A 26,162-nucleotide genomic window follows, 5' to 3' on the forward strand; every position below is an offset into this window, starting at 1 on the left:
CGACTTCCCAAAAGCAGTCATTGGTAGGGACATTGCCTCCCACCCAAAGGTACGTTCGACTTCAGCTTCCGGCTCGTGGATTGAATTCAACGTTTGGAACCCTCTGTTTCTGGTGACGATGATGCTTTCGGGCTCGGTGCGCCAGACAAATGGCTTGGCTTCGTGCACGTAGTGCTCGGCGATGAATTGGTCGATGGCAGTCTTGAGTTCGTCCAGTGAACGGAAGACACCATGCTTCAATCGCCTGCGGGTGAGTCTGACGAAGAAACCCTCCACCGCGTTCAACCACGAGCTTGAGGTCGGGAGGAAATGGAAGGTCCAGCGCGGGTGGCGTTGCTGCCGGTCCCGGAGCTTATGATGCTTGTGGGTGCAGTAATTGTCGAGGATCATCTGGACCGCCTTGCTCGCCGGAACGGCCCGCTCGATCTGGTTTTGGCCCCTGATAAATTCCTCGTGCCGGTGGTGGCACATAGAGCCCCACCACATCGGTCAGCTTCTTTACAAATTCAGACTCGTTGGACAGCTTGAACTGACGCCAGCGATACGGGCTGAGGTCGTGCGCCTTCCAAATGCTGTGCACCGTCGAGGCGACCAAATCGCCCCGTTTCGCCATCGCGCGCAGCATCCAGTGCGTGGCTGCGTGAGGCGGGGGGGCTGCGTCAGGCGGAGACTTCGGCGGTTTTCTCGTCCGGGGTCCTGAGCTTGCCGGGCGGACGGGTCTTTTCCCGCAACAGCCCATCAATGCCTCCGGCCAGAAAACGTGCCTGCCACCGCCGGACATGCTTCTGCGGCGTGGCGGGATGCGCAATGATCGTTTCAAGTCATGCGCAATCGACGGGCGTAAGAGTGGTTTTCGTGGTCATGGTCTACTCCCCCGCAAAAAGAGTAATTTGTCTCAATCAATCCATCAGGAGAGTAGGGCAGGGCCGATCACGCTAGGTTTTTCAGAACGTAGTTTAAAGGGTTGCCACAGGGGTAACTGGCGATCCGATCGCGCCCGGCAGATAAAGCGGCGGTGCGGTCAGGAAGAAGCTGCTGCGCTGTGCGTCTTCAAGCGCTTTTGCCAGATCGCGCAAATACCAAAGCTCGGCCAGAGGCAGCCCCAGCTTGAACAGGCAATGATGATGCAAGGGCAAGCGGAACCCGGTGACTGCCGGATCGCTGTGCGGGTTTTCGACCGCGTAATTGTCTGCGGCAATGGCCGAGATCTGGCTTTCGGTGATCCATTTGTGCAGGGCGGTGTCCGTGCCATCGAGAACTGCCCCGGTCCGCTCAAGCCCCTCTGGATCGGGCGCGTCTTTCATGTCCCAGATGGCCTCTGCATAACCGGTGCGCAACACAAGAATATCACCACGGCGCAGGGTGATGTTCTGATCGGCAATGACTTTTTCCAGCAAGGCACGGTCTACGATGACCCGCTCCATGCCGAACGCCCGGACAAAATCGATCAGCACGCCACGGCCCTGAATAGGAGATTTCGCCATTTCACAGACAGAGAGCTTGCGGGCATAGGAAGCGTGATCGCCCTCCACACCCGCGCCGACAACGTCGGTTTCGGCTCTAAAGCCGTTGTAATAGCACCGCTCGGCGATCCCATCGCCATCGGCATCGAACAGGGCACCGACATGGGCAAGGGAATCCCATTGTGTTGAGAACTGGGTCGACAACAGCACCTGATCGTCGCTCAGCACATCGTGCAGCATAGGATCGACGCTGTTCAAAGCGTAGTTGATGTAAGGCGTTTCGCCGAGACAGGTCGGTGCAAGCCGTGGCGGTTTTCGGCGGGGGTTGAGCGACATGTTATGGGGCAGGTTCAGGGGCAGGGAGAGGCCGAAGGCGCGGCCCTGCTGAATTTCCTGCACGGCGGCCAGACGTTCGGCATCGCCGATGTAATTCAATGTCCCAAGCTGATCATCGGGGCCAAAATCCCCCCAGTTGCTCCCCTCAGGGCGGTTCACCCAACGCGGCATGTCTTACTCCTCATTCGTCATGTGCTGTGTGGCTGTGTCTGTCCGTGCCGACAGGGCGATCACCTCCGGCAGCAAAGCCTCGATGTGTTCCATGCGGGCATTTTGCTCGGAATTCCAGTTGTAAAAGCCCTGTCCGGACTTTCGCCCCAGATCGCCCGAGGTCACCTTGTCCGACAGGGTCTCAAAGGGTGTTTGGCGCGCACTGAGATCCGGGTAAAGATATTCCGCAATGTTCAGATGTGTGTCCAACCCGTTCAGATCTCTTTGCAAAAGCGGGCCGATCAGGGCGAGACGAACACCCAGTGAATAGCGTGTGACCAGATCAATGGTCTCTGCATCCGCAACGCCCGCCTCCATCAAATGGAAACATTCGCGCAAAAGCGCATGTTGCAGGCGGTTGGCAATAAAGCCCGGGATGTCGGCCTGAAGGCGGGCGGGTTTTTTGCCGGTGTCTTCCAGCAGGCGGATCACCTGCTGAAGTGCGGATTCCGTTGTCTCTGCGCCGGGCACGATTTCAACGGCCGGGATCAAATCCGCCGGATTGAAAAAATGCGCAATCAGAAAGCGTTCGGGATGCACCATTCCGGCTGTCAGCTCCGAGGTTCTCAGCCCCGATGTGTTGGAGGCGATAACGGTGGAATCATCGAAAAACGCTTCGAGATCCGCCAGAACACGGCGTTTCAGATCAAGGTTTTCAGGGACGACCTCGAACACGATCTCAGTAGAACGCCAGTCTTCGGGCAGGTTTTGCAGGCCCTGCGCAAGCTGCGGCGTAGGCGATATGCCCTTTAGGATTTCTTGTGCTTTTTTAAGAGCTTCCGCGGAGGGGTCGATCAGGAAAACCGGGATTCCGTGTCGTGCGAAGTGCCTGCAAATGCGCACTCCCATGATGCCCGCTCCGATGATCGCAACGCGTTTCATACGCCCTCCTCGCAATAAATTTGTTGACAATATAAATAAAGTTTTGTGATTTGCAATTCATATCAATGGGGGAATTTTGCTGGGGCATAACCCCGCTCAGAGGGAGGAAACCTTGAACTCAATCGCTAATTTTTTCACGAGAATCGTGAGCCGCTACATGCCTGACCCGCTGGTCGTGGCGATCATTCTGACCGCTTTGACGGTCATTTTTGCCATGGTGTCACAGGGGGCGGGCTTCTTTGAGGTGACGACCTATTGGGGCGATGGGTTCTGGAACCTGCTGGCCTTCACGATGCAGATGACGATCATTCTGCTGGCGGGCTATATTCTTGCGCGGACACCTGCGGTCGATAAGTTGATGGATTTCCTTGTCAAAGGCATCAATTCGCCGCGTGTGGCGGTGGTCGTTGCGACGATGGTTGGCGGGATCGGAAGCTGGCTGAACTGGGGATTCGGTCTCGTGCTTGGCACGCTGATCGCCCAAAAACTGGGGCGCAAGGTGCCGGGGCTGCACTATCCGCTGGTGATCGCAGCAGGCTATTCGGGCTTTGCGGTCTACGGTGTCGGCCTTTCTGGCTCCGTACCGCTTTTGCTGAACACGCCGGGCCATTTCCTGGAAGATGTCATCGGTCTGGTGCCGCTCAAAGAGACGATCTTCTCGCCCTATCTCATCATCATGAACCTGATCATTCTGGTGACCCTGCCGTTCTTCAACGCCATGCTGCACCCGAAGAACCCGGAAGATGTTCTTGAGGCGCATCCTGAGCCGGAACTGCCGGTGGCGGAACCGAATATCAAAGAGCTGACCCTGGCCGAACGCCTGAACCACTCAAAGATCCTCGGGATCGGCATGGGGCTTTTCGGTCTGCTTTACGTTGTGCTGTATCTGGCCAAGGGCGGCAGCGTGACGCTGAACTTCATCAACCTGTTGTTCCTGTTCCTCGGCATCACCCTGTTCATGACCCCGAGCCGTTTTCTGGCAGCCCTGAACGAAGGTGTGAAAGTCGTCAGCGGCATCATCATCCAATACCCGTTCTACGCCGGTATTCTCGCAATTCTCGCGGGTTCCGGTCTGATCGTGACCTTTTCGAACTGGTTCGTGTCGATTTCAAGCGCCGAGACCCTGCCGATTTCGTCCTTCTTCTCGGCTGGCCTGATCAACCTGTTCGTGCCTTCGGGCGGCGGTCAGTGGGTTATCCAAGGCCCGGTGATGATGGATGCGGCGCAGAAACTGGGCGCTTCCATTCCGGCGACGGCATTGGCCGTGCAGATCGGCGATCAGTGGACCAACATGGTTCAGCCCTTCTGGTTGCTGCCGGCTCTGGCAATCTCCGGCCTGAAGCTCAAACACCTGATGGGCTATATGGTCATGGTGCTGTTCTACCTTGCGATTGTGTTCCTCGGGACCATCACGATCTGGGGTTTCATGACGGTAGGGGCATAAGAGCATGCCCTGGATGGTGGAAACCTATGACAAACCTGGATGCGCAGACCTGCGCATCCAGCTTCGCCCGGCCCATCTCGCGTTTCTGGAGGCCAATAAGTCTCTGTTGCTGGCCTGTGGTGCCAAGCTCGACGACGCTGGAGAACTGGCCAGTGGCGGGGTGTACCTGCTCGATCTCGAAAGCCGGAAGGATGCGCAAGCGTTCATCGAGCAGGACCCCTTTTTCCAAGGAGGTCTGTTCGAGAGGGTTTTCGTCACGCAATGGCGCAAAGCCTATCTGAACGGATTAAACACGCTAAACGAGGACTAAATGCTCTATCATGTTTCGATGACCGTCAATTTGCCGGTCGATATGGATCCCAGCGTTGCAGCAGAGATCAAGGCCCGCGAAAAAGCCTATTCTCAGGATCTTCAGCAGCAAGGCATCTGGCGTCATATCTGGCGGATTGCTGGCCTGTATGAAAATGTCAGCATTTTCGATTGTCGGGACCATGCCCATCTGCATGACGTTCTGATGGGGTTGCCGCTTTATCCCTATATGGACATCAGCGTCATGCCGCTGTGCCGCCATCCGTCGTCCGTGCGTGGAGACGATACATGATCTCATACGCCCGCCGCACGGCCGTCATAACAGGCGGCAGTTGCGGTATTGGCGCGCGGATCACAGCGCGCCTGAAAGCCGACGGGTTCCGCACCATCGTTCTTGATATTGCCAAACCGACGACCTATCCGGACCGGTTTTACGAGGTCGATCTCAGCGATGCAGAGGCCACCAAGGCGCTTTGCGATGAGATTGCCGTCGAAGAAGAGGTCAACTGTCTCGTCAACAATGTCGGTATCGTGAAACCGGCTTTGCTTGAGGAGGTTGAGACCGCCGATTTCGACCGGCTGATGCATCTCAATCTACGTCCCTCCCTGCTGTGTGCACAGGCTTTTATGCCCGCCATGAAAGCTCTGGGCGGTGGGCGGATCGTGATGAACACAAGCCGCGTGACCAAGGGCAAGACCCTGCGCACCCTCTATTCGGCGACCAAGGGCGCAGCGCAATCCATGGCTCGGACATGGGCGCTGGAGCTTGGGCAATATGGCATAACCGTCAATTGCGTGGCGCCGGGGCCGATTGCGACGGAGGCGTTCTGGAAAAACAATCCGCCGGAGGCCCCCCGGACGAAGGAAATCATTGAAAACATTCCTGTGAAACGTCTCGGGACAGGGGATGATGTTGCCAATGCGGTGTCATTCTTCTGCGCGCCCGAGGCGGGGTTTGTCACCGGTCAGACCCTGTTCGTCTGTGGCGGTGTCACGGTCGGCTGACCCGGAAGGTTTTTTTGATGTGAAACAGAGAAAGGCCGCCTTTCGGGGCGGCCTTTCTCATGTGCGGTATCGGGATCAAGCGCCCAGATGCGCGCGTAGCAGAGCGACGAATGCCTCCGGCTGTTCGACGCAGGGCAAATGCCCCGCATTGTCGATCTCATGGAAGCTCGCGTGTTTGATCCCGGAGGCGGTTTCTTTGACCAACGCGGGCGGAGTCGAACTGTCCTGCGCACCGGCGATGACAAGGGTCGGTTGTGCGATGTGGGCAAGATCCTCCCGGAAATCGGCATCCCGCAGCGCGCCGCAAACCTGCGCATAGCCTTCCGCCGGGGTGCGTTCCAGCATTGTTTTCCACATCGAGAAATCCTCGGTCGTCTGGTAGCTCGGGGCAAACCAGCGGGACAGGATCGCTTCGCCAATCGCTGCAATCCCCTTGGACAGTACGGTCTCGATGCGCGGGTTCCACAGCTCCGGGGAGCCGATCTTTGCGGCCGTGTCGGACAGGACCAGATGGGTCATGTCCGTGCTGCGCCGCAAGGCGAGCCGCTGCATGATCAGCCCGCCGACGGACAGACCGATGCCGACGAAGGACGTAATGCCATAGTGATCCAGCAGCGTCTCGACATCATCCGCCATGGTTTCAATGCTCAACACGTCCCGCGCCTCACTGAGGCCATGCCCGCGCTTGTCCTGCCGCAGGATGCCCCATGTCTCGGGCAAAAGCGCGACAACGCGATCCCAGACCCGCAGATCCGTGCCAAGGGAATTGGCGAAAACCAAGGTCGGCGACCCTTCGGATGCGGCACGGTAGCCGTGATAAATCCCGGCGTAAGAGGTGAAATGTTCGTAGGTCAAGAAGGGCTCCTTCAGAGTAGCGTTTCGTCGAGACATGAGAGGAAAAGATCGAGAGCAGGGCTGTCATGGGTCTCCCGATACACAAGCGATATGTTCGCCTTCACATCGACATCTTCGAGCGGTTTGTAGATGACATTGGGGATATGGACGTTCTGGATCGAAGCGGGCACAACAGCCACTCCAAGCCCTGCCGCCACAAGGCTGACGATCGAGGCGAATTGTGGTGAACAATAGACGATATCGGGGGAGATCCCGGCCTGTGCACAGGCCTGATGCAATGCCGCCGCAAACCCGGTGTTGGGGGGCAGGTGGGTTGCGATGAAGGCCTCGTCTTTGAGATCGGTCAGCTTTACGGGAACTCCCGGGTTTGCCAACGGATGATCGAGCGGCAATGCCGCCCAAAGCGTTTCTTCGCACAGCGTGCGAGAGACGACATTGGCGGGCATGTCGGGATAAGGCAGACGGACAACGCCGACATCGAGATTACCTGCGGCCACCTCGGGGATTTGCTGATCAAGATCCATAAGGGTGAGGCTGAGCCGCGTGTCCGGGGCTTTCTCCCGGAACAGGCGCAACAGGCGGGTTAGAACCCCGTTGTAGGATGACGCCCCGATATAGCCCAAAGCAAGTTCACCGATCATCCCCTGACCGGTCTGCATCGCGATTTTTTCCGCCCGCGCGGCCTGACGCAGCACGGCGCGGGCCTCGGGCAGAAGAATACGGCCCGCAGGCGCGACACTCACCTTGCGCCGGTTGCGCTCGAACAGGATCGTGCCGATCGTCTCTTCCATTTGCTTAAGCTGCTGAGTCAGCTGGGGCTGAGAAATGTTCAGTCTTTCTGCGGCCCGACCGAAGTGTAACTCTTCGGCCAGTATAACCAGCAGCTCATAATGTCGAAGCAATAGCATTGCCAATAACTAGCCCTGTCTTATTTGTTTAAATGATATGACATTACGGTAGGGGAAGCCATCCCAAACGCGCAATAGGGCAAAGCGCAATGCGAAGCCGAGGCCCGCTTCACTCGCTGCGTTTTATAGGTGAGGGCGGCAAGGAAGATCACGGTCATAAGTAGCACAATCGTGGGGGCAGGGGCCCTGTCGATCCAGAAGCTGAGATAGGTGCCGCCGAGCATGGCGGCGAGGCAGATGGCAACGGCGAGGCCAAGCATTCGGCAGAAGCGTCGGGTGAGCAGAAAGGCGATGGCCCCCCGGCGCGATCAGCAAGCCGACGGCAAGGATCAGCCCGATGGCGGTGAGTGTTGCGACGATGGTGAGCGAGATCGCGGTCAAAAGCCCGCAATGCAACAGCCCGACAGGCAGGCCGGAGGCCCGTGCCTGTGCCGGGTTGAAAGCGTGCAGCATCAGGTCCTTCCATCTCAGCAAAAGTGCCGCAGACGCCACGAGCGCGATGGAGCCCGCGGTCCAGATGTCTTCTGTCCCGACCCCCAGCATGTTGCCGTAAAAGATGTGATCGAGATGCACTTCCGAAGGCGTCGCCACGAACAGCACGAGGTCCAGTCCGAACATGCCGAAAAAGACGACGCCCATGACGGTGCCCTGTTTCATTCGGCCGTTTTACGACAGGTATCCGGTGGCAAGCGCCGTCGCCATGCCTGCGGCGAAAGCTCCAAAAATCAGGGGCAGACCAAGGATATAGGCCAACACGCCCCCCGGCAGGATCGCGTGGCTGATGGCGCCTCACATAAGAGCCCAGCCCTTGCGCACCAGAAAACAGGACAACAGCGCGGTTGGCACAGCGACGAGGATGCAGATCAGGAAGGCGTTTTGCATAAAGCCAAACTGAAACGATATGAGCAGGGTGTCGATCATTCCGACACCTCTTCCGCAAGCGCCGCACGAGCTTTGGCTTTTGCGGCCAGAAGCCCGTGTTTTGGTGGGAAGGTGAAGGTCACAAGAAAGATCAGTGTTTGCAGGCAGATAATAATCCCGCCGGTCGCACCGTCGAGAAAATAGCTGAGATAGACACCCGCGAAACTTGTCAGCGTGCCGATCAGGACCGAGGTCACAATCAGACGCGAGAAGCGATCGCACAGGAGATAGGCGGTGGCCCCCGGTGTCACCACCATGGCGACGACAAGAAACGCGCCGACCGATTGCTGTACAGCTGTTTGGTCTGCCCCAGTTGAGTGGTCCGGTTTGACAGTTAGTGCATCGTGGGCCTCTGATCCATGGGCACGATGCTTTTGGGCGCTGGTGGGCAGTAGCCCAAAGAGCTGTGCGGGTGCACTGTGTTGTAATGCTGACGCCCGCGCTCGATCAGGATCTGGGCTTCTCTCAGTGAATAGAACACCTCCCCATCCAGCAGTTCGTCGCGAAGCCTGGCGTTGAAGCTCTCCACATGTCCGCTCTCCCAAGGCGACCCCGGCTCGATATAGGCCGTTTTGGCACCCTCCGCCTCAATCCAGTTGCGCAGCTTGGTCGCGATGAATTCCGTGCCGTAGCACGTCGACAGAGTTGAGCTTACGTTCACCAGCGCCTCCCGGGTGAATTCATCGACAATGTTGAGCATGCGGTCGGCCCGCCCGTCCGCCGTCCGGTCCTGCACGAAATCATAGAACCAGACGTGGTTCGGCCGTTCGGCCCTCAGCCGGACGCAAGAGCCATCCGCCCGCCAAAGCCGTCCACGTTTCTTCTGCTTTTGTGGGACCTTAAGCCCCTCGCGTCGCCAAATCCGCTCGACTCGCTTGTGGTTTACGCACCATCCCGGCTGGTGCAACAAACCGGTGATCTGGCGATAGCCATACCGTCCGTATTTGCGTGCCAGTTCGGTGATGTCGGCAGTCAGCAGGGCTTCATCCTGACGACCGAGCGGGATCTTGCGTTGGGTCGACCGATACTGCCCTACTGCCCGACAAGCGCGACGCTCGGAAACACCCAGTTCCTGCCGGACATGGTCGATGCACTGGCGACGACGCGAAGGGCTCAGTAGTTTCCCTTTGCGGGCTCGGTCAGGATCGGCTTGTCGAGCGTCAGAACCGACACGGCGTGCCGGAGCCGCGTGTTTTCCTGCTTAAGCTCCTTCCGCCGCTTGAGCTGATCGCGGTTCATCCCGCCAAACTCGCGCCGCCAGCGGTAGTAGGTCTGTTGGGTCACGCCAATCTGGCGCACCGCATCGGCCAACTTCGCGCTTTGACCCTGCAAGGCCTCGACCTGACGCAGCTTCATGACGATATCTTCCGGCTTTTCGCGTTTGCCTGCCATCTCAGTAGTCCTCCATCATACGGGATAAACTATCCCAAAAGGTGGACCACTTCAGTGGCGCAAGACCAAACAACGAAAGCGAATAGAACAAAAACGGAATATTTAGACATTTTTTAGACTTTCAATTCGCAGACTGCGCGACTTCTCATAAGTCATTGAAAGTAAATGGAGGCGAATAGGAGAATCGAACTCCTGTACACGGATTTGCAATCCGTCTGGAATCATTGATTTTATTGCGTTTTGTTGTAAGCGCCCCCGTTTTGTTCACGGTCAGATATCAAATACTTACAGAGGGACTGTAAACGGTCTATCTGTAGGAATACAAGTTGGAGGCGCGCTATGAGTGAGTTGCGTCCCTTCCGCGAAATCCAACTGCAATGGCTCTCTCGGCTTGTGCAGGATCAAGAGTTAAGTCCGAGAGCGGTGCAGGTCGCCGCCTATATCGTGCTTGAACATTACAATCATCGACTTGGAAAAGCGTGGCCGTCATTCGAACGGATTTCTAAGGCGCTTGGAATTACGAAAAAGACCGTCCAGCGCGCGATCTCAGAGCTCAAAGACAAGTGGTTTGAGATCACGCACGGGAACGGCCTTAAACATTCGACAGAATATGTGCCTAGCAAGCAATCACATGCTGCGGCCCAAGAATTACGCGAAATTCAGGAGGGTGAAAAGCGGGACAATATTGTCTCCCTTCGAGATCGAGAAGGGGGACAGAAATGTCCCAAAAGGAAGACAATTTTAGCCTCCAAAGGGAGGCAGAAATGTCCCCCAACTAAAGAGAAAGAACCAAAAGAAGAAAAAAATAGGTCAGATGTCGGCAAGGACGCTGTGGAAAACGAGCTGCATTTTGTTCCAAGCGGTATTTGTTTCGCACGAGATTGGAGCGACCGTCTCGAACAACATCAGTTGGAGCGGTTGGACCGCCTGCTGCCCGAAGAGCGCTTTGAAGGAAAACGTGGTTTCTGGCTTCCTGCGTTGAGGCCCGCGACGCGCGGCTCAGAGGTTTGGCGCAGTCAACTTCAGACGATACGCCGACTTGTGGCGCTTCATGCTGGGACGCCCAGTCCTCAAATGCGGGTGGCAGTGTGATGGTTAAGAACCAAGAGGCGGGGTCCAGTTCTCCGATTGCGTTTCAAACACGCTCAAAGATCCATGCCTATCGCGTTTGTCTTTGGTTCGGTGGCTTTGGCCCGAGAAACGGGTTTCGCAGTCTGACCCGCATTTTAATATTCGCGATGGCACTCACCTTGCTCGTTGCCGGCCTATGGCTGCTGTTCCGCTGGGAGGATGTGTTGATCTGTGGCTCCTCAGTAGACATTTGCCTGCTGCAATCCGGGTTGCCCGGGGCGTTGGTCTGGATCGGGGTTTCCGGCGTGCTGTGGAGCCAGTTTGTTGCTCTGGTTTTGGAGCCCTACGCGAACACTTTGAGCATTTCACAAGAACTAACAGCGCATGCGCGTCACGTGGCGGGGGCTGCTGCGCTCGTGCTGGCAGATCTTCACGCGCGTGAGGGCGCTGACGCTCAAGCCGCTTTCTGGCGGGCGTATGCCGCCAGTCATCCTCTTTCCTAGTTAGAATTTTATGGAGAAAACCATGAAAACATTGCTTTCAACCGTTGTGGCTTTGGGGTGCTTGGCCGGGCAAACGACATTTGCCCAGGGCGTTCCTGTGATCGACGCCACCAGCCTCGCCAATCAGAAACAACAGTTTGCGCAAGAGATCGCCCAATTGGTCAAGGAGTACGAGCAAGCCGTTCAGCTCTATGACTCAATCAATGGCGTGACCGAAATGGACGACATTGTGAGCCTTTTGAACGACGCCGAAGTGCGGGAAATTCTCGGAGCAGACGCCCAGAAGATCGCAACAGCGTTTGACCTCGATCTGGATGATCTCACGGGCGATCTGTCCGCGACGGCTCAAAAATTCGAAGATTTCGCGGCCATTACAGACGGGGACATTTCGTCGGATGACTTTTACGCGCAGGAAGTCGCGCGCATACGCAACAGCACCAGCCGCAAAGGCGCGGTGGCAGAACGGATTGTCGCCGTTTCTGATCAGCGTCTTGAGGGGTTGGAGAAGCTACGCCAGAAAATCGGCTCTGTCTCCACACAGAAAGAAGTCGATGCTCTGAACGCTCGTATCGCCGTTGAGCAAGCCATGCTTCAGAACGATGCCGTGCGCATTCAAGGCATGGCAATGCTTCAGGAGGCCCAACTCGAAGCCGAAGACCGGCGCGCGACTGAAATCCTCCTCCAGATCAGCGAAAAGAACCTCTCAGATTTCGACACTTATTTCGGGGACTAAGCCATGAAACAGATTCTTCTATTTGCGGCTTTGGTCGCTCTCAGTGCCTGCAAAGACGATGTGAAGGAAGCACAGACTGTCCAATATTACGTCGATCACCCGGAAGCCCGGCAAGAGATGATCGACGTGTGTGAGGTCAAAGACGGCTCCGAGCTTGATGCCGACTGCGTCAATGCCCGCGACGCCCTGCTCTCAGCCACAAGCGCAAAGAACCTCGAAGACCTAGACAAGTACTTCGGCGACACATCCAGCGGGGATTGGGTATGTGGCAGAACACCTACAGCGATTTTATCACCACGACGACGGAGGTTTCTTCAAGCATCGCAGGCTCGATGTCTGGCGCATTGAAGGAGCCCTTGTTCGCCGCCATGACGATTTACATCATCCTCTATGGCTGGGCGGTCATACGTGGATCGATCCAGGAACCTGTCATGGATTTCATGTTCAGAGCCATGAAAATGCTCGTGGTCTGGACCCTTGTCGTGAGCGCCGGAGAGTACACGTCTTGGGTTGGCAGCACGATCACATCCGGCGTGCCAGAATTCATCGATCAACTGGCCGGGGGTCACGGGGGCAACAAGATCCCCGCAGATGCCATCTTCCGAGAAAGTGGCCGAATGGCCGAAGAGGTCCAGAAATTTTACGCTTCGCAAGGAGTAAGCGGGAAAATCACAGGCGCGCTTTATTGGGCCATCATGATGGGGGCTGGGACTGTGGTTGCTGCGATTGTGTTTGCTGTGTCGCTCTTGGTCACGCTTGGGTTGACGATGATGGCTTCAATTGGGCCTCTGTTCATCGCTTTCGCGCTGTTTGATTTCTCGCGTGGATGGTTTTTCTCATGGCTGGCGCAAATCCTGAATTTTGGCGTTCTGAAGCTATTGGTCTATGTGCTCGGACTTGTCCTGATCGCAATGCTGCAAAATGCGGTGGAGCAAAGCTCTGTGCTGTCGGCCGGTGCCGCTATGTTCTTTTTTATCGGCATTCTTACCGCATCGTTTTTCATGTTCTTCCTGCTGCCTTCGCTTGCTTCAGCTTTGTCTTCCGGGGCGCATGCCTCGACCGGCATGGCGCAACGCTGGACTGAACGGCAACTCGGTTTGTTGTCGAATAAAAACGGTGGTGGTGGAGACGGCGACAGGGGCAATGCCGGGAGTGCGAGTAAACGATGATGCATCCCGACCTTCATGAACTGCATGACTGGCCTGAGTACGGACCTAGAGACCCAGAAATTGCCAATCTCGTCAGGCGGCTCGCATTCGATCACCAAATGCGGGTCGCTGAGATTGAGCAGATTTTAAGAAACGCTTTGAGTACGCATCTCAGCCGACTTGAAGCTCTAAAGCCCAAAGGAGGCCCACAATGAAGATCGTTTCCACCACTTATCTTGCCAAGAACCGTTTGAAGGTTTTGGCATATGCATGGAAAAAGCCGGTTGGGATAACCCGATATGGAGTTTTGAGCTTCGTGCTTATGAGCACGACTGAGTACGAGCGTTTGGCCGGTGTGCGTGTGTCTACTCTGTTAGGGAGAGAGCAGGGGGACGCCGACCAAGAATAATCCATTGTGCATAGAGGGAAATCTCAACACATGTTTTATTGTGCAGCGCTATGGGCGGATGTTGTTGAAAAATTCGGCTGAAATCGCCGATTTTGGGGCTCGTCGTCGTTGAGCCAGGCCGTTGCATTCGGGCGATTGCCCGTTCCTCCGCCTCAAGGCGGTATGATGGCCGTTCAGCTCATGCTGCGGCCTCCTGTTTGATGCTTCGCGGGCGTAGCTTCGCGAGCTTTCGGAGGTTCTGGGCGATGGCGGCGAGCAGGAATTCGTCCTTGGCGCCATTTGGTCCGCGTAGCCGCAACCGTGTCAGACCAAGGATGCGCTTGAGGTGTGCAAAGAGCATCTCGACCTTTTTCCGCTTGTCGCGTGACACCTTGTAGGCCCTGGTCTTGCGGCACTCCCTCGCGAACTCGCGCGCCTCTTCATGGGGCTCGCGCGTGACATATCGGGCATCGGCTTTCGGGCAGCAGATATCCTTGGATGGGCAGACCTGGCAGGTCGCCTTCAAGGCGCGGTATTTCTTCCGCCCACCAGTGTCCTGCCCCCGGGCCGGATCGGAATAGTTGCGTCTGAACTGCTTGAGGGCATGGCCTTCAGGGCAGATATACTGATCATTCTTCTCATCCCATTCGAAGTCCGAGCGGGAGAACGTGCCGTCGGTCCGTTCAGATTTGTCGATCACCGGGATGAAGGGAATGATGCTGCGCTTCCCGACCAGCCAACCAAGGTTCTCGGCATTGCCGTAGGCCGTGTCGGCGGCCAGCCAATCCGGCCGGATGCCAAACCGCTTTTCCGTCCTGTCGAGCATGGTGCGCGAGGCCCCGACTTCGGCTTGGCGGATCGCCTTGTCGCCTCGACATCCATGATCACCGCGCACTTGGTGTCGATCAGGTAATTGGTGGCATAGGCGAAATAGGGGCGGCTTTCCTCGGCACGGGTCCATTGCGCTGCCGGATCGGACTTGGCCACGAACTTGGGCTGGACAGGCGATGCAGCCCCGAAGGCGGCGTCATCCAGTGTCTCCAGATATTCATGTGCCGCCCTGTTGCCGGCTTCCCGCGCGGCCTCGGGACTCCAGTCTTCCGCCGCGATGGACCGGACCTTGTTGGCATCGGCGGAGATCAGGCTGGCATCGACGGCAAAACCCTCTCCGGCGACCAGGTCCTCCTTCAGGCAGCGCTCCACAGTGGCTTCGAAGACCTGCCGCAGAAGACCGCTATCCCTGAACTTGCCGTGGCGATAGCGGGAGAAGGTCGAGTGATCCGGGACATTGCCTTCCAGACCCAACCGACAGAACCAGCGATAGGCCAAGTTCAGATGAACCTCGTCACAGAGACGACGCTCCGAACGGATCCCCATGACATACCCGATCACCAGCATCCGGATGATCAGTTCCGGATCGATCGAGGGGCGACCAAGATGGCTGTAGAATGGGCGCAGCATATCCCGCAGGCTGTCCCCATTCAGGGACAGATCGATCTCTCGCAGCATGTGGTTCGCCGGGACGTGCCGCTCCAGATCGAAATCGTAAAACAGCTGCGCTGGTGCTTCTTGCCTGCCCATCATGCCGAAATCCTCCCATCCCCTCATAGTTGAGTGAATCGAAAGACTTGCCGCAGCGCAACAAAGACTTTTTCAACAGCATCGACGGAGAGCAGACCTTCGCTGCGGTTGCAGCTATACTTTCCCAACCCCCACATAGCGGACATTGAGACATCGGTTCTGCCTACATCTTCTCAACCAAATCCATTAGTCTCAGGTAACGATGATCCGCCCTTAGATCGGGTGCTGCTTCGCTCACCAATACGAGTATTTTCGGTAATTCGTATGGAGTTCGGCTCAGAACCTTTGGTGTCACAGAATCGAGAAGATCAAGGGTTTCCTCTGGGAACTGCGTAGTGATTGGTTCGTCTTCGCCAATCTTCCGAGTAAATCGGTAGAACGGATTGCGGTCAGTTTCGACCGGGACCAGGAAACGCTTAACGGAGGCGTACACCACTGGAAAACTGGTTCCAGTATCGTCAAGCATGTTGATCCATGACGAGACCAACGACGCAGTGCGATAGATGCGTTCTCGCGGCCACACTTCATTCAAGAAGGGCGCGACCAGTCTCTCCCAACCGTTGTCGTTCCCTTGGCCGACTTGTCCCAACCACCAAACAAACCGATTGCGTGTGTTATCGGACATTTCTCTCAAGACGCGTCGCATTTCTTGCTTTGTCAGCCCGTCGTCGTCATCACGCTTAAAGATGTACATCCACCCCAACCATTGGGTGATGACCTTTGCCAGATCGCGATCCCATTTCTGGTTCTCAACCCATGGCACGGCCTGCAGTAAAAATGGCTTAACTAGGACTGCCAGAGGTGGCCACGGAACTCGATTGCTACACAGGAACCCATTCCAAGCTGGTTCAGCGGCGGTGTGATCGAACGCCAGCATAGGAATGAGGCGATGCTCGACCCAGGCTGGATCAACGTACATCAACCAGTTCAGCTTGCTGAAAGTGATTGAAACAGCATGGTCGGAACCTTCACCCGGTGACGCGAAAAGGCGCTCAATGCGGTTCTTGATGTAGTCTGGGATCAGCGAGTTTTGTTCCTGCTTTTCACCAGGTACGGCATGGAACAAAGCCTCTGCACACATTCCTAGAGGCCCGTTAATGGCATGTTGGTATGTACGACGTGATCGGGGGACGACCTCACCGCCGCGGCTTATCTCTCCGATCCCGCTCTCGGTGGCATTGTCACCACCGCTGACAACGCCGTCTACGACATTATCAAACACAGCCCAAGTAAGCTCGTCATCAAAGTCGATCAGCTTTGTGATGTTCTGTTCGAGCCACCGACAAATAGTGTGCCTCAGTCCCACTATCACAGAATGAGGAAGGCGCCTAAGACGGTGGAGAAATAACCTTCGGAGCCTCGGGGTGATATCGTCAGGCAGCGCATTGATCATGGCTGACCAAAACTCTTGTGGGTAATCATTCTCTCTGGCTGCAACCGACAACGCAGACAGAGCTTTGCGTGGGTTTGTTTTCACCAGACCCGTAAAGGGGCGCTTCTCAGTGAAACTACCAAAATCTCGCTGGAGGTCCTCTTTTGCACGCGGAATGATTTCATCAACTGAAAGGTCAACCACAGCATCTGGTGTCTCATCCGTACCTACAAAACCGACGTGGGACCCCTGTTCTGTTACAGTGGAGGTAGCCCATCCGTCACTCCAGTTCTCAATGCGATCTATGACAGCAGCAAGACGTTCACTTTGATTTCCTTCAAGTTCACATCCCTGCATTTCCAAGTAGCGAGCATATCTTGCGACAAACTCGTCACGCCTGCTCGGATACACTTCATCAGACCAGTAGCTTTCTTGGTCTGGTCCGCTGAGAAGCCGTTCGCCCAGTTGATAGCGAAGCGGTTCTGGAAACGCGGACCACCTGTCAACCAGCAAAAAGATCAGTTCTCTTACTACATCAATGTCCCAGAAAATTTCTTGACGAAGCGCAAGAACACGCTTTCCTACTTCTTCAGGCCCGAACAAGTCTTCTTTTGACAGAGCGTAGAGGACCAGTTTTCTGAAGAAAAAATGGTCCTCAATTGGCCACGTCAGGAAATGCCCCAGTGCAATATCCGGCGCCGCCTTTATTAGTCGTTCAAACAATTCAACGAAGAACGTCATCGCGTCGGCAGCTTCGTTGTGCCGATCGTCCCCATCCACCTCACGATCAGGGTAACAGGTTGGCGTGACAAAATAGATCGAACCAACATCTGACAGCATCCCTGAAGTGGCCTTCATCGCGTCTTCGAATAGGCCAAACACCTGAGGAAGCATTTCGTCAGGCACTGTCAGATCATCGTTATGGCGTTCTAAGAACTTCACTTCGAATTGTCCCAGATGACGAAGTTCTATGTCCGGCCAGTCTACTGCAGGAGGACGAGCACCTGCTAAACTATAGGGTGGTTTGATATTCAATTTCGGTGCAGCAACACGACCAAACTCACGCAGAACGCTCGGGGACCAACCTTCATTTGCAACGCGTCTCTTCAGATCAAACCAGCCGCCATCCCATTCGCTGTTCCGAGGGTCCTTATGATGATCAATGATCAAGCTCCAAATGTGCCGAGCTTTGTTATCAAGTTCCTTTTTCTGATCTAGGCGCCATTCGATGTGGTTCAGCAAACGCGGATGCAAGCCATTCTGCTTAATGGCCCACCAAGCAATAACAGGGCTGGAAAGATGATCCCCGATCCATCTCAACAAATGCCATAAACGTGGTGGGACGCTGGTGCGGCCGTCTGGTGTCCTGCCATCAAGTCGATGTGCATCGGTTGGGTTTTCATCACCATGTCGCCACGACAACAAAGTTTCGTTGAAGATGCCGCGACGGTAGTCCTCATCGGTTAGATTCTGAAGATCATCATCCAATCCGTATGCCGCATTCGGTTCAAAGGCTTCGGCATTATCACCATAGCCGCTGACCCGCTTCGCCGATCGAATGAAACCGCTGAATACACACACCCATTCCGGGTGTGTTGGATGTTCAGCATCGGCCAACAGTTTTGCACCATGTACGGAGCGCACAACATGCGCGACCTGACCTCGTTGGAACGGCTGCAGTGACTTAGGGTCCTGCTCGGTGGTTGCAATGACCGCCCTTCGCCAGCTCCTAGGATCGTCTGCACGAGCTGCCCAAGCTTCCATGGTCTGCCAAAGGTCTGGGTGATCGGAGTAAGCAATTGCCGTGACGCCACGATCACGCCACTTGGCTTCGATGTCTTCGGGTGCGCCTTTGTCGAAAGCGTAGATTCGCGTGCGATCAAACTGCCCATCATGGTTCAAGCCCTGCAGCAAATATTTGATCGGTGGATCTTCAGCTTGATAGCCGACCAGCACCACCGTGTAATGCTCTAGTAGATTGCGTATGAAATTCGTGGCCCAAGCTTCCGAAAGGTATGCGCGACCGAAATCAGCACTGCTTAATACATACGGGTGCTGTTCGGCATCTTCGTTGGCGAGCCGTCCATGGAGATAGGTGACTCCCTCAACCGAACCTCCGAATGCGAGGTCAGGGAAGGCAGGAGGTTCAAATGTTGGCAGTTCACTATCTAGTTCAAAAAGAAGGTCGAAGTTGGTAGTAACGATCTGTGTCACACCGTTAGGACTGGTTGAGATGCGTTTGACCAAGCTATGGTGATGACCAACTGGACCGCTTCCTGCCGAAGCCTGAAGGCGTTCCGTGACAAGAGCATTCACCTCATCGCGTCCGTACTCCAAGTGAAGCAGATTGAAGATTTGATCCAGCGGCATGTTTGTGCTTGTCGGATCGTCAATCCAAGGTTGGAACGCCCGCATGATTTCGGACTCCTCAGGTGGATCAAGGAAGTCGATAACATGTTGAGTCAGGCCGACGAAGCTCGGCATACCTGATGGTAATGAAACACCAGCGCCGCAAAGGAAAACAACCCGGCCCGCATCACTGCGTTCGAGCAAGACATCAGGGATGATTGGACCGTTTGCATGAAATCTCATTGGTTAGTGCGCCGCTTTCGCTTTATCCAGCTACTAGATGGAGTAATTTACTTATTGCAGGCGCTGGCTACCAAGTCGATTACTGTCCACGCGCTCATGGTTTTAATTCTAGTGGCGCTTCAAATGGCTGCTTCGGCGAAGCCGCAACGCAGCGACCAATTCGGGGGTGCGAGGCAGCTTTGGGCCGTTAGTTGCGTCTGTTACCGGCCCAAACCGGTCGTTAGCGAACAAAATTTTCTCCGCAACGCAGCGTTCTAAAAGCAGACACCCAGTTCTTTGCAAGAAAGGGTTACAAGTCTAGAAACATGGCCAAAGTGGTAGCAGAAAAGTAGTGTTGGCAAATGTACACTCTAAATGACTTTAAAACGTTGAGAATGAATTTTCGAACCTGCCTAGTGCGTTCTGATACGGCCGATCCGCTGATTTGTGGGCTCTATGAGTGCGAAAATGCCCCTGGAGCAGTTGAGTTTGAGTTTGACGACGGAAGTTCCGAAATTCACGTGGCTGAAGCGTGCAACGTTGCCGCAGTTGTCAACTCGGTTGACCGTATTCTTTCATTGCCCCGATCAACTGTTGCCTGTGAGGACCTTGCTGAAGTGCTCTTGCTAAGACTCGACGTGCTTCGTGAATATGTACGCGATCTGATACCAAGCGATCAATATAGAGAAACAGCCCATGAACAATTGATAAGGTGTTGGGCCGGGTTCTTAAAGCATCCGCGCGGATTTGTTCTAGCTCACCGTTGCGTAATGGATTGGGGTGATATTGAAGACGCGTTAGTTTTGGATGGCGATGCTGTTGTTGCCTTCAGCAAGCTAGGCAGTAACGCAAAAAAGGATGCAGAAAAGGACAAGTTCCGCAATAAACCTGTAAAGGTTGCCCTCCCAACCAGCGAGCAAATCATGAGTTTTTTTCATGATTGTAAATCGCGTATGGAGACGGCGATAGAATTGTACAAGTAGTCTTAGTTGACGAGGCAAGGCTTGTTCGGCCCTTTGCGGACATTGGACATGTCCTTCGGTGGTTAGCCCCAGTTCGGCATTGCTGACATTCGAGTAGCGCCGGACTAGGGTCATTGGACGGCAAACGATCGGAACTACATATGAGCTTGACAACGCAACGGCAGGGGCAGCTGGGTGTAAACGTAGTTGAGAGGATCGTTCTCGGTTCTTGGCAGGCACGCTGGCAACCCATCGAAGCTCACAACGACGACGCCGTTGACGGCCTGATATTTCTTGAAAGTGGTGGTGAGCTTTCCGGTGCAAATCATCTTTGCACAAGTGAAGTGCGTAAAAGCCAAGTCCCGCAAAGACGGAATGCTTGCCATTCCAATAGCTGCTGAGCAGCTCACCCGAAATTTGGCTGCTTGGCGCAGGGTCGTCGGAGCTGCAATAGTAATCTTAGTAAATCCAGATGACCTGAGCGCACGGTGGGTTAACATCAAGCCCGAAGAAGCCACGACATCATCGCAAATATTAGTTCCAGAAGACCAACCATTCGATTCTCATGCAAAACTGAAAATTCGCCAACTCTGCGGAACGTTGCACCACGACCTGCAGGCGCAAAAAATACATACTTTCGCAGATGATTTCCCGCACCTACGGAGCAAGGAGCACATTCAGAAATCGTCTCGGAGACTATATAAAGAGCTGGACGCAAAGCCCATATATATCGGAGTTCCGAGCCAACGTGTCCACTTTGATAGGGATGGTTGGCGACATATCACTAGACCTGACCGAAGCCAGCTTTCAAAATACCAGAGTTTTGTTCTTCTAGGAGCAGCTCGAGAAATACTAGAAAATTGCTCGAAACCACTGTCGGACCTCTACAGCGGCAAGACCGACGACAAGCAGTACATTTTCTTCCAGCTTGATAGCATGGTAACGTTTCCGTTTCGGCAAACCGGCCTCGTTCGGATTGTCTTGCGAGGGTTATCGCAGGAACCAGCTTCGAAGCCGAATCTGAAGTTTTGGACGATATACGAGCCGCGGCGAAAGCATGATGGTCTAGGCGTGCAGGAACCACGACACCCATAAATGCATATTGCCAATGAATTGACGCTTGTTTTTCAATAGCGCTGCCGCTCAACGCAATTGATAATGCGCATCGCCTGTCCAGAGATCTGCAAGCCAGCCCCGGCCCGCTCTCTCTCAAAAGGGCCGTAGGGACGGGGCTGGCGGCGCTTGAAGCCGGTGCCGCCCCACCGAGGTGCTGGATGTGCCAAGCCAAAATAACATAAAGTTTTCGCACGGCTCTTTACTTAGTTTCCTCGTCAAGCCACCCGTTCATCACGCTATAGATGCAGAGTTGCTGAACTGTCCAAACGCAGTTGTCGTCATTCGGCATCGCCACGTCGCCGCTATCGGTATAGCGAATGACCAAAAGGTCCAATTCACCCTCGACCGTCTCGCACAACGTCTTCGCTTTCACCCACACCCGCGCATCGCAGCGGGCAATTGTAGAATACCGGATTCTCCGAAACTCGAACTGCTCAAGTTCGACAAGTTCGGCCATGTTTCGCATTTCGCCAGCCATCTTTTTGATGGGCTTATTTGTGAGGTTCACGGCACACTTGGCCATCTTGCCATAGTTCTTTTTCTGCCAGCCGGATAGGAAGTCAAAAACAGCCTTTTCCGGGCTTGTCTCGTCCAACGGTTCATAGAAGGGGCCTTCCTTCTCAAACGGCTCAAACGCCTCGATTTGCCGTTTGTCGGCTTCGGTCTTTCTGACTTGTGCCAGCGTGTCGGACAAAGAAATGTTAGCCTTGCGCTCCGCTTCCGCCTTCCGTTCCTCTTCGGAAGACTTGTCAATCGCCCAGTCCACCAGCGCCATCATTAGTAGCCACGCCTTGGCGCAGACGGTCTTGTTGGCATAACCCAGTGACCGACCGTGAATGATCTTGTGCCGCTCGGGCATAGTCATTTCGTCATCACGCGACTTGTAGGCTCCCTTCTTCAACTGCCCTATTAGCGCAGGAAGCCCCGTTGGATGACCAACCACGGAATCAAAAGCCGTGAGGTTCGCGCCCTCCGCAAAGGGGCTGATGCCCGACACGTCCGATGCAAAGCCATCGCAGGCGATCAGGATCAGCGGAACCGCTGCGAGGTAACGTTCTTCAAGATACAGTTTCAACGCTTCCCGCAACTGGTCATCGCGCAACATTGCCTGATGAAAACGCCGCGCACGGGTGATCGCGAAAAGCTCAATGTTCTCTTTCGTGAACCAATCGACAAGCACGCGCTCGGCTTCATCGTCTTTACCGGCATCGTGAAGTTCCAACGCGGATTTCATCACGTCCACAGCAAGGGCTGAGCCGACGGCAACCCAGCCCTTGCTGCCGAATGCGGCGTTGAAGAGGTCCGGCAAGTCCAGAATGGTTGCCTGCTGTGCGATGTCATCCACCTGTGACTTGAAGTCCGTGAACGCTTCCCGTTTGATTCCGAGCTTGCCCAAAAAGCCGACAACCGCCCCAATCACCTTAAGGGTTGGCAGCAACGCCTTCATTTCCTTAGCAGCAGGATTATCTGCGACTTTCTGCTTTGTTTTGGGGGTGCTCATCGCGGCTTTTTACAAGAAGAATTCTAACGAGATCGCTACATGAACCATTGCTCGACTACCCGTTAAGACTTTCGAAGCGCTCCACGAAACCCAATACTCTCCAATATCCCGCTCTCGTAGCGCGAGCGATCGAGAACTTCTCCGCCGCAAGTGTGGAAATGCACCTAGAAACAGAAATGACAGCCGAGGCTTTATTAGAATAATTCATGCGAAGGGTTTCTCGCAATATTTGGTGTAAGCCGATTGGAAATGAAAATGGTGTCGGTATTTATATTATAAAACTACAGTCAAATTAATTAACGCGAATGTATGCCAGCGTAAATTATCCAACAACCAACAGCTCACTCGACTTCCCTCGGTGTGCGGATTTCCCTGCAATCACACTTTGACGCCACAGTTTTTTGTGTTCTCCAAAGTCCGCATAAAGCTCTCGGATGCTTTCATGATCGGCATTTGTCATAGCAAATGACGCGCCTCTCTTTGCGGCCCTCTCAAGCGCGGCACGCAGTCGGATTTGATCTTCCCACGCAAAGATGTTTTGATTGTATTTGACGAAGCCATTCATGTTGTGGCGAACTGTATAGGGCGGGTCAACAAATACGAAGTCACCGCAACCCGCCTCATCTATGGCGTCCTCAAAATCACGATTGACAATTCGCGCTTCCTTCAAAGCCACTGACCACTCCCTAAAATTATCCGTTTCAAATATTACGGTTTTTTTCGTGCCGATAGGGACGTTGAATTGGCCCTTCAGGTTTTCTCGGTACAAGCCATTCCAACAAGTGCGGTTTAGGTAGAGAAACTGGGCGGCTCGGGTAACGGGCGTCCGACACTTTTTGCCACGCATATGATAATAGTAGTCGTAACAGTGCTCGCGGGCATGGGAGCGCATATATTTTTCAAAAAGCGCATGTTCATCGCGGACCACGACATACAACTCGATCAAGCGAGCGTTTGCGTCGCTAAGTACCGCGTTTTGCGGGCGGTTCTCAAAGAATGCTGCACCACCACCTAAGAATGGTTCGATATAGCGCCCCGGGAAGTCGGGTAGCGAAAACTGTCCGCTCTCGAAAAGCCAACGCTTCCCTCCTGCCCACTTTAGGAACGGTTTGAGGCTCGGTCGTGTCATTCTGGAACCTTTGGATCAACTTCGGTTCGCAGCCATTCGACGAACTCCAGATCCTCATCAGTATAGGTCTTGAGCTGGTTCTTATGGGCGGCGATGTTCCGTAGCTCATTAAACGTTTGGATCCATCCAAGATAGTACTTTTGCCCCGCCCGCTCCTCCGGACGTGGGTTTTTGAAGACATGTTCGAAATGTGACCAGTTGTTCGACTGCTTCACGATCTCGGCAAGATCGACGATATTGAGGTAGGCTTCCTTGGGCTTGCGGCGTGTTTTGTCGTTCTGTTGAGCCTTGAAAGCATTCGTGCGGATACGATCACTTTGAACCCCAATCTCCCAGAACGCCGGCTCATCGCTTGCGAGCCGATGCGTACCATGTACAGCCTTAAGTGTGTTGATGACACAGTTAGTCAGCCGTTCGGCAAGCTTCATGAGGAATTGATTCACCTCGTCAATCTTCTCAGAATTGCTTTGCTCGGACCAACGTTGGAACTCGTCAGTCCCAAAGTCCGCATGGGCGTCAGCCAGAATTTTCATTAGATGGTAGCTATACTCCTTGACACCGCCTTCCCCAAAACGCCGCGAGAACCGCAATTTGACTTCTTCGTTTGATGCGGTCGAAATAAAATCGAAAATAGGTTGGCAGAAATCTACTAGGTACTGCGCGAATAGATCGGGCTTGAGAAGGTAAAAATCTAGGCCCTTCTTGTGGCTAAGATAGGTAACTACTTCTGCGATCAATACTAGATGGGCGCGTATGCCTGGATTAACCGCCACGTATGCGTCACGACCCGCCTCCCACCGTTCTGGGTTTGCCTGCCTTACAGCTTCGAAGTAAACATTTAGTACTGTCGATGCCCGTGCCACTGTCTGCTCGTCCGTTGCTCCAGATAATGGTCCGGGCGCCAGAGTGGTTCCGGCAATCTTGCCAACTAACCCAGAGCGACGTATGCCGTTCACAACTTCGGACACTGTAAGGTTCTGGCTAGGTTCTGGCGGCACGCCATGGGTTGAAAAACGGCGTGCAAGCGGGCTTGTCTTGTCAGTGTTCAGGGAACGAACAACCGCCGAGCCAAGTGCGGACAGCGCCGTTGAAGGATCGCTATCGCCCATCCGTATATCTGCCAACAAGCTAACAAGAAGACTCTTTGGAACACTTTTTTGCTTGTGGTTAATTGTGATGAACAAGTCAGCCTCTTTCTGAACAGACATCCTTTCAAACGCGAGCACGAAAAGACTTTGATCGAGGAATTTGTCATCTAGACGAGAAAACCCGTAAAGTCTGTGCTGCCCGTCGATGATCCATGCAGATCGATACTTTGGGGGGAGGGTGAGCCAGCCAAATTTGATGTTAGCGTCGGTATTTTCTGCGTTTGATATCAAGTCAAATCGCGGAGTGTCCGAGAAATTAACCAAAACGTTCGTTGGGAAATAGCCACCTTTCTCTATGAATGATCCAATTTCTTTTATCCGAGATGATGAAATCATTCTTTGATAAGCGGGCCTTCCGTCTGGATGATTCAATGCTTGGTGATTGATGAAAGCAATCTTCAACAGATGTCGTGGTGTCGTCACAAAACTATAGTAGACATCGCCTCCGATCTTTCCCCGTATAGCTGGAAGCTTTACATTTGAAAGCCCTGGCACCTTTTGGCCCTTGAGAAACTCCCCCAAAATTTGGTACTTCCCAGCAGGCCCCATATGCTTGACGAAGGTTTCAAAATACTGGAGCTCGTTTTCAGTAATAACCTTTATGTCACCGTCATTCGCGCGTTCAATATCCGATGTGGACCACAGTATATTGCTTGTAGCGTATACCCAGATGATCTTAGGCTTGGCCTTTCCATCAAAACGGTTGTTTATCGCAGTGCGAAAATACTTTTGAAGCGAAACCGTCTCTTGCAGATCTTTCTGTAGTGATCTTCGTCCGCGGACTTCGCGGGATTTGCATTCAATTACGAGGACCGTCTCATGATCCTCTGCGTAAACATCTACTTGCTTGCGACCGATTGAGCCGTCGTCACGCTGAAATGTAATTTTGAAATTATCACCGTTCAGGACAGCGAAGCCCATATTTCGCATCAGGCTCCATACACGGTCTTCGAGCCATTTGTCGTGAGATTTGACGCGCTTCAATCGGCTGGAGCGAATGCCACTCCTCTGCAAAACCCAACCGTTCTTTTCTTCATCCGTGACATCGGCAGGGTGTACACTTTTGAAATCGTTTGGGCTCTTACGTTTGCGATGTTCGGTCGATATTGGCTTGTCTCCCACAACGAGTGGAGAGAGGAAGTTTGTCCCCTCGTCTAATACATCCGGGTGGTTGAAATTTTTCGACGTCATATCGCTGCTTACTTTTAGTCAAA

General features: G+C 54.3%; 21 protein-coding genes and 4 pseudogenes. 12 read left to right on the top strand and 13 right to left on the bottom strand.

The window, feature by feature from the left end; all coding sequences use genetic code 11:
* Positions 1–78: 78 nt before the first annotated feature.
* The 3 genes and pseudogenes from V1471_RS00105 to V1471_RS00115 all read right to left on the bottom strand — a co-directional run.
* Positions 79–812, bottom strand: a pseudogene (locus V1471_RS00105) (transposase); the annotation flags it as partial.
* A 144-nt stretch (positions 813–956) separates the two neighbouring features.
* Positions 957–1,970 (bottom strand): cyclase family protein, encoded by a 1,014-nt coding sequence (locus tag V1471_RS00110; RefSeq protein WP_434286218.1) that lies wholly within the window; start codon positions 1,968–1,970, stop codon positions 957–959.
* A gap of 3 nt (positions 1,971–1,973) precedes the next feature.
* Positions 1,974–2,891, bottom strand: coding sequence for a 3-hydroxyacyl-CoA dehydrogenase NAD-binding domain-containing protein (locus V1471_RS00115; RefSeq protein WP_434286219.1), 918 nt, complete (start codon positions 2,889–2,891; stop codon positions 1,974–1,976).
* Between the two features lie 112 nt (positions 2,892–3,003).
* Between V1471_RS00115 and V1471_RS00120 the strand changes: the two genes are divergently transcribed.
* From V1471_RS00120 to V1471_RS00135, 4 genes are read left to right on the top strand one after another with little or no spacing between them, the layout of a single operon-like run.
* Positions 3,004–4,335, top strand: coding sequence for a short-chain fatty acid transporter (locus tag V1471_RS00120; RefSeq protein ID WP_434286220.1), 1,332 nt, complete (start codon positions 3,004–3,006; stop codon positions 4,333–4,335).
* A gap of 4 nt (positions 4,336–4,339) precedes the next feature.
* Positions 4,340–4,645, top strand: a complete 306-nt coding sequence (locus tag V1471_RS00125) for a YciI family protein (RefSeq protein WP_434286221.1) — start codon at positions 4,340–4,342, stop codon at positions 4,643–4,645.
* Positions 4,646–4,936 carry a muconolactone Delta-isomerase gene (catC, locus tag V1471_RS00130; protein ID WP_434286222.1) on the top strand — a complete coding sequence of 97 codons (291 nt, stop codon included), beginning with the start codon at positions 4,646–4,648 and terminating at the stop codon, positions 4,934–4,936.
* Positions 4,933–5,649: an SDR family oxidoreductase gene (locus tag V1471_RS00135; RefSeq protein WP_434286223.1), complete on the top strand. Its 717-nt coding sequence runs from the start codon at positions 4,933–4,935 to the stop codon at positions 5,647–5,649. Before catC ends, V1471_RS00135 begins: the two co-directional genes overlap by 4 nt.
* Positions 5,650–5,724: 75 nt before the next feature.
* On the opposite strand, the gene pcaD is transcribed toward V1471_RS00135, so the two are convergent.
* The 5 genes and pseudogenes from pcaD to V1471_RS00160 form a co-directional block, all read right to left on the bottom strand.
* Positions 5,725–6,504 carry a 3-oxoadipate enol-lactonase gene (gene pcaD, locus V1471_RS00140; protein ID WP_434286224.1) on the bottom strand — a complete coding sequence of 260 codons (780 nt, stop codon included), beginning with the start codon at positions 6,502–6,504 and terminating at the stop codon, positions 5,725–5,727.
* Between the two features lie 11 nt (positions 6,505–6,515).
* A complete protein-coding gene (locus tag V1471_RS00145) occupies positions 6,516–7,412 on the bottom strand; it encodes a LysR substrate-binding domain-containing protein (RefSeq protein WP_434286225.1) in 897 nt (298 codons plus the stop codon).
* A 20-nt stretch (positions 7,413–7,432) separates the two neighbouring features.
* Positions 7,433–8,333 (bottom strand): annotated as a pseudogene (locus V1471_RS00150) (metal ABC transporter permease).
* Positions 8,330–8,623 (bottom strand): annotated as a pseudogene (locus tag V1471_RS00155) (metal ABC transporter permease); the annotation flags it as partial. The pseudogenes V1471_RS00150 and V1471_RS00155, both read right to left, overlap by 4 nt.
* Positions 8,624–8,667: 44 nt before the next feature.
* Positions 8,668–9,725 (bottom strand): IS3 family transposase gene (locus tag V1471_RS00160; RefSeq protein WP_434286226.1). Its coding sequence is split into 2 segments (ribosomal slippage): positions 8,668–9,461 and positions 9,461–9,725, totalling 1,059 coding nucleotides; the frame shifts between segments, so codons are not numbered across the junction.
* A 339-nt stretch (positions 9,726–10,064) separates the two neighbouring features.
* Between V1471_RS00160 and V1471_RS00165 the strand changes: the two genes are divergently transcribed.
* From V1471_RS00165 to V1471_RS00190, 6 genes are all read left to right on the top strand, one after another.
* Entirely contained in the window at positions 10,065–10,817 is a 753-nt protein-coding gene (locus V1471_RS00165; protein ID WP_434286227.1) for a helix-turn-helix domain-containing protein, read from the top strand.
* Positions 10,817–11,299, top strand: a complete 483-nt coding sequence (locus tag V1471_RS00170) for a hypothetical protein (protein ID WP_434286228.1) — start codon at positions 10,817–10,819, stop codon at positions 11,297–11,299. Before V1471_RS00165 ends, V1471_RS00170 begins: the two co-directional genes overlap by 1 nt.
* 22 nt (positions 11,300–11,321) lie before the next feature.
* Entirely contained in the window at positions 11,322–12,032 is a 711-nt protein-coding gene (locus V1471_RS00175) for a type IV secretion system protein (RefSeq protein ID WP_434286229.1), read from the top strand.
* 3 nt (positions 12,033–12,035) lie between these two features.
* Positions 12,036–12,380 carry an EexN family lipoprotein gene (locus tag V1471_RS00180; RefSeq protein ID WP_434286230.1) on the top strand — a complete coding sequence of 115 codons (345 nt, stop codon included), beginning with the start codon at positions 12,036–12,038 and terminating at the stop codon, positions 12,378–12,380.
* Positions 12,296–13,201 carry a type IV secretion system protein gene (locus tag V1471_RS00185; protein WP_434286231.1) on the top strand — a complete coding sequence of 302 codons (906 nt, stop codon included), beginning with the start codon at positions 12,296–12,298 and terminating at the stop codon, positions 13,199–13,201. Before V1471_RS00180 ends, V1471_RS00185 begins: the two co-directional genes overlap by 85 nt.
* 190 nt (positions 13,202–13,391) lie before the next feature.
* Positions 13,392–13,589, top strand: coding sequence for a hypothetical protein (locus V1471_RS00190; protein ID WP_434286232.1), 198 nt, complete (start codon positions 13,392–13,394; stop codon positions 13,587–13,589).
* 178 nt (positions 13,590–13,767) lie between these two features.
* Here the strand turns inward: V1471_RS00190 and V1471_RS00195 are convergent.
* Positions 13,768–15,152 (bottom strand): annotated as a pseudogene (locus tag V1471_RS00195) (IS1182 family transposase).
* Between the two features lie 160 nt (positions 15,153–15,312).
* Entirely contained in the window at positions 15,313–19,113 is a 3,801-nt protein-coding gene (locus V1471_RS00200) for an SIR2 family protein (protein ID WP_434286233.1), read from the bottom strand.
* 374 nt (positions 19,114–19,487) lie between these two features.
* Here V1471_RS00200 and V1471_RS00205 point away from each other — a divergent pair, with 374 nt between their 5' ends.
* Complete coding sequence (locus V1471_RS00205; protein WP_434286234.1) at positions 19,488–20,075, top strand: hypothetical protein; 588 nt, start codon at positions 19,488–19,490, stop codon at positions 20,073–20,075.
* A gap of 279 nt (positions 20,076–20,354) precedes the next feature.
* Positions 20,355–21,149, top strand: coding sequence for a DUF4365 domain-containing protein (locus V1471_RS00210; RefSeq protein ID WP_434290835.1), 795 nt, complete (start codon positions 20,355–20,357; stop codon positions 21,147–21,149).
* A gap of 220 nt (positions 21,150–21,369) precedes the next feature.
* Here the strand turns inward: V1471_RS00210 and V1471_RS00215 are convergent, their stop codons facing one another.
* The 3 genes from V1471_RS00215 to V1471_RS00225 all read right to left on the bottom strand — a co-directional run bounded on the left by V1471_RS00215 (position 21,370) and on the right by V1471_RS00225 (position 26,139).
* A complete protein-coding gene (locus tag V1471_RS00215; RefSeq protein ID WP_434286235.1) occupies positions 21,370–22,671 on the bottom strand; it encodes a hypothetical protein in 1,302 nt (433 codons plus the stop codon).
* A 322-nt stretch (positions 22,672–22,993) separates the two neighbouring features.
* Positions 22,994–23,800 (bottom strand): DNA adenine methylase, encoded by an 807-nt coding sequence (locus V1471_RS00220; RefSeq protein ID WP_434286236.1) that lies wholly within the window; start codon positions 23,798–23,800, stop codon positions 22,994–22,996.
* On the bottom strand, positions 23,797–26,139 hold the full coding sequence (locus V1471_RS00225; RefSeq protein ID WP_434286237.1) for a DGQHR domain-containing protein: 2,343 nt from the start codon (positions 26,137–26,139) through the stop codon (positions 23,797–23,799). The genes V1471_RS00220 and V1471_RS00225 overlap by 4 nt, the downstream gene beginning before the upstream one ends.
* Between the last annotated feature and the right edge of the window lie 23 nt (positions 26,140–26,162).

This window comes from Celeribacter sp. SCSIO 80788 (assembly GCF_051054295.1).
Taxonomy (GTDB): Bacteria; Pseudomonadota; Alphaproteobacteria; order Rhodobacterales; family Rhodobacteraceae; genus Celeribacter.

Excerpts from the sequence above, each read along its gene's own strand:
- V1471_RS00110 (WP_434286218.1), bottom strand. The coding sequence starts at position 1,970 with ATGCCGCGTTGGGTGAACCGCCCTGAGGGGAGCAACTGGGGGGATTTT.
- V1471_RS00115 (WP_434286219.1), bottom strand. The coding sequence starts at position 2,891 with ATGAAACGCGTTGCGATCATCGGAGCGGGCATCATGGGAGTGCGCATT.
- V1471_RS00125 (WP_434286221.1), top strand. The coding sequence starts at position 4,340 with ATGCCCTGGATGGTGGAAACCTATGACAAACCTGGATGCGCAGACCTG.
- catC (WP_434286222.1), top strand. The coding sequence starts at position 4,646 with ATGCTCTATCATGTTTCGATGACCGTCAATTTGCCGGTCGATATGGAT.
- V1471_RS00135 (WP_434286223.1), top strand. The coding sequence starts at position 4,933 with ATGATCTCATACGCCCGCCGCACGGCCGTCATAACAGGCGGCAGTTGC.
- V1471_RS00145 (WP_434286225.1), bottom strand. The coding sequence starts at position 7,412 with ATGCTATTGCTTCGACATTATGAGCTGCTGGTTATACTGGCCGAAGAG.
- V1471_RS00165 (WP_434286227.1), top strand. The coding sequence starts at position 10,065 with ATGAGTGAGTTGCGTCCCTTCCGCGAAATCCAACTGCAATGGCTCTCT.
- V1471_RS00170 (WP_434286228.1), top strand. The coding sequence starts at position 10,817 with ATGGTTAAGAACCAAGAGGCGGGGTCCAGTTCTCCGATTGCGTTTCAA.
- V1471_RS00175 (WP_434286229.1), top strand. The coding sequence starts at position 11,322 with ATGAAAACATTGCTTTCAACCGTTGTGGCTTTGGGGTGCTTGGCCGGG.
- V1471_RS00180 (WP_434286230.1), top strand. The coding sequence starts at position 12,036 with ATGAAACAGATTCTTCTATTTGCGGCTTTGGTCGCTCTCAGTGCCTGC.
- V1471_RS00185 (WP_434286231.1), top strand. The coding sequence starts at position 12,296 with ATGTGGCAGAACACCTACAGCGATTTTATCACCACGACGACGGAGGTT.
- V1471_RS00190 (WP_434286232.1), top strand. The coding sequence starts at position 13,392 with ATGAAGATCGTTTCCACCACTTATCTTGCCAAGAACCGTTTGAAGGTT.
- V1471_RS00200 (WP_434286233.1), bottom strand. The coding sequence starts at position 19,113 with ATGAGATTTCATGCAAACGGTCCAATCATCCCTGATGTCTTGCTCGAA.
- V1471_RS00205 (WP_434286234.1), top strand. The coding sequence starts at position 19,488 with ATGAATTTTCGAACCTGCCTAGTGCGTTCTGATACGGCCGATCCGCTG.
- V1471_RS00215 (WP_434286235.1), bottom strand. The coding sequence starts at position 22,671 with ATGAGCACCCCCAAAACAAAGCAGAAAGTCGCAGATAATCCTGCTGCT.
- V1471_RS00220 (WP_434286236.1), bottom strand. The coding sequence starts at position 23,800 with ATGACACGACCGAGCCTCAAACCGTTCCTAAAGTGGGCAGGAGGGAAG.
- V1471_RS00225 (WP_434286237.1), bottom strand. The coding sequence starts at position 26,139 with ATGACGTCGAAAAATTTCAACCACCCGGATGTATTAGACGAGGGGACA.